2 tRNA genes and 2 rRNA genes (1 of these 4 only partly in view) are annotated in these 2,812 nt (G+C 53.3%); all 4 read left to right on the top strand.

Annotation, left to right across the window (positions count from 1 at the left end):
• Positions 1 to 109: 109 nt before the first annotated feature.
• Positions 110 to 1,635 (top strand): 16S ribosomal RNA (locus tag K1F36_RS19730).
• 104 nt (positions 1,636 to 1,739) lie between these two features.
• Positions 1,740 to 1,813: transfer RNA gene (locus K1F36_RS19725), tRNA-Ile, on the top strand.
• A 141-nt stretch (positions 1,814 to 1,954) separates the two neighbouring features.
• Positions 1,955 to 2,031 (top strand) — tRNA-Ala (locus K1F36_RS19720).
• 178 nt (positions 2,032 to 2,209) lie between these two features.
• Positions 2,210 to 2,812, top strand: a 23S ribosomal RNA gene (locus K1F36_RS19715); it runs 2,216 nt beyond the window's last position.
• Together the 16S and 23S rRNA genes with 2 tRNA genes alongside form the textbook arrangement of a ribosomal RNA operon.

The following is a 2,812-nucleotide window of genomic DNA, read 5'->3' as shown; positions in this document are numbered from 1 at the left end:
AAACAAAGAAGTTCATATACATATTGTAACGACAGCGTAGAATTAAGAATAGAACCATTTTGATGCAGGGACTCGGTATTCCGGGTGTCGGACAGACATTCAAGGAAATACAATGAAGAGTTTGATCCTGGCTCAGGATGAACGCTAGCGGCAGGCCTAACACATGCAAGTCGAGGGGCATCGGGGAAAAGCTTGCTTTTCCGCCGGCGACCGGCGCACGGGTGCGGAACGCGTATGGAACCTGCCCCTGTCAGGGGAATAGCCCAGGGAAACTTGGATTAATGCCCCATGGTACCGCGATATCGCATGATATTGCGGTTAAAGATTTATCGGACAGGGATGGCCATGCGTACCATTAGTTAGTTGGTGGGGTAACGGCCCACCAAGGCAGCGATGGTTAGGGGCCCTGAGAGGGGGATCCCCCACACTGGTACTGAGACACGGACCAGACTCCTACGGGAGGCAGCAGTGAGGAATATTGGACAATGGGCGGGAGCCTGATCCAGCCATGCCGCGTGCAGGATGACGGCCCTATGGGTTGTAAACTGCTTTTATACGGGAAGAAATGCGCCCACGTGTGGGCGTCTGACGGTACCGTAAGAATAAGGACCGGCTAACTCCGTGCCAGCAGCCGCGGTAATACGGAGGGTCCGAGCGTTATCCGGAATCATTGGGTTTAAAGGGTCCGTAGGCGGGCCTGTAAGTCAGGGGTGAAAGTTTGTGGCTCAACCATAAAATTGCCTTTGATACTGCAGGTCTTGAGTCATGGTGGGGTCGCCGGAACATGTGGTGTAGCGGTGAAATGCATAGATATCACATAGAACACCGATCGCGAAGGCAGGTGGCCAACCATGTACTGACGCTGATGGACGAAAGCGTGGGTAGCGAACGGGATTAGATACCCCGGTAGTCCACGCCGTAAACGATGGATACTAGCTGTGGGGACTTCGGTCTCCGTGGCCAAGCGAAAGTGATAAGTATCCCACCTGGGGAGTACGTTCGCAAGAATGAAACTCAAAGGAATTGACGGGGGCCCGCACAAGCGGTGGAGCATGTGGTTTAATTCGATGATACGCGAGGAACCTTACCAGGGCTTAAATGCAGGCTGCATGGGGTAGAGATACCCCTTTCTTCGGACCGCCTGCAAGGTGCTGCATGGTTGTCGTCAGCTCGTGCCGTGAGGTGTCAGGTTAAGTCCTATAACGAGCGCAACCCCTACCGTTAGTTGCCAGCATGTCAAGATGGGGACTCTAACGGGACTGCCGGTGCAAACCGTGAGGAAGGTGGGGACGACGTCAAATCATCACGGCCCTTACGTCCTGGGCTACACACGTGCTACAATGGCCGGTACAGAGGGAAGCCACCCCGCAAGGGGGCGCGGATCTACAAAACCGGTCACAGTTCGGATCGGGGTCTGCAACTCGACCCCGTGAAGCTGGAATCGCTAGTAATCGGATATCAGCCATGATCCGGTGAATACGTTCCCGGGCCTTGTACACACCGCCCGTCAAGCCATGGAAGCCGGGAGTGCCTGAAGTCCGTCACCGCAAGGAGCGGCCTAGGGCAAAATCGGTAACTAGGGCTAAGTCGTAACAAGGTAGCCGTACCGGAAGGTGCGGCTGGAACACCTCCTTTCTAGAGAAAGAGATGTCCGGAAGGCCTTGTCCCGCACGAGGTGGTTTTTATCCTCTGCGCTGTCGTTTATGATATGTTACAAATACTGGCAATAAGGCCAAGACAGTCTCATAGCTCAGCTGGTTAGAGCGCTACACTGATAATGTAGAGGTCGGCAGTTCGAGTCTGCCTGAGACTACGAAAAGTACAAAGTGCGGAAGTGCGGAGTGCGAAGTTCATTGAGTATTGAAAGGAAATTTTAGAGGTTGAGTGATTATCACGTAATGGTGAGCACGTTATCAAGACTGTTAACTGTTGACTGATAACTGCCGACTGGAACGGGGGATTAGCTCAGCTGGCTAGAGCGCCTGCCTTGCACGCAGGAGGTCATCGGTTCGACTCCGATATTCTCCACCACGGCAAAAGTCGTCCGCTGATATGTTGTATCGGCGGCGGTGTGCCAGAAAGTTCATTGACATATTGGGACGGAGCAGTGACGATTTATATCGTCGCATGCGAAGTCAAAGAAGAAACACGAAGTAGAATAGAATATAATAAGGATTACGAGAGGGCATTTGTACCTTAGGGTACAGGTGCGACAAGCAAAAGAAGGGCGTATGGGGGATGCCTAGGCTCTCAGAGGCGATGAAGGACGCGATAAGCTGCGAAAATCCACGGGGAGCTGCACATGAGCATTGATCCGTGGGTGTCCGAATGGGGCAACCCGGCAGGTTGAAGGCCTGTCACCCAGCAATGGGGGCGAACCCGCCGAACTGAAACATCTAAGTAGGCGGAGGAAGAGAAAACAAGAGTGATTCCGAGAGTAGTGGCGAGCGAAATCGGAACAGCCCAAACCGTTGTTGTTTAGGCAATGACGGGGTTGTAGGACCACAATATTCTTTGCGCGACGAACCGGAAGCAGTTGGAAAGCTGCACGATATGGGTGACAGTCCCGTACGGGCAAGGAGCGTTAAAGATAGTGGTATCCTGAGTAGCGCGGGGCACGTGAAACCCTGTGTGAATCCGGCGGGACCATCCGCCAAGGCTAAATACTCCTGGGAGACCGATAGTGAACCAGTACCGTGAGGGAAAGGTGAAAAGAACCGTGAACAACGGAGTGAAATAGACCCTGAAACCATACGCCTACAAGCGGTCGGAGCCAGTTTACTGGTGACGGCGTGCCTTTTGCATAATGAGC

The organism is Flagellimonas abyssi (assembly GCF_019457905.1).
Taxonomy (GTDB): Bacteria; Bacteroidota; Bacteroidia; order Flavobacteriales; family Flavobacteriaceae; genus Flagellimonas; species Flagellimonas abyssi.
The sequence above is the reverse complement of the archived record's forward strand: the minus strand, read 5'-3'. Positions and strand labels throughout refer to the sequence as shown.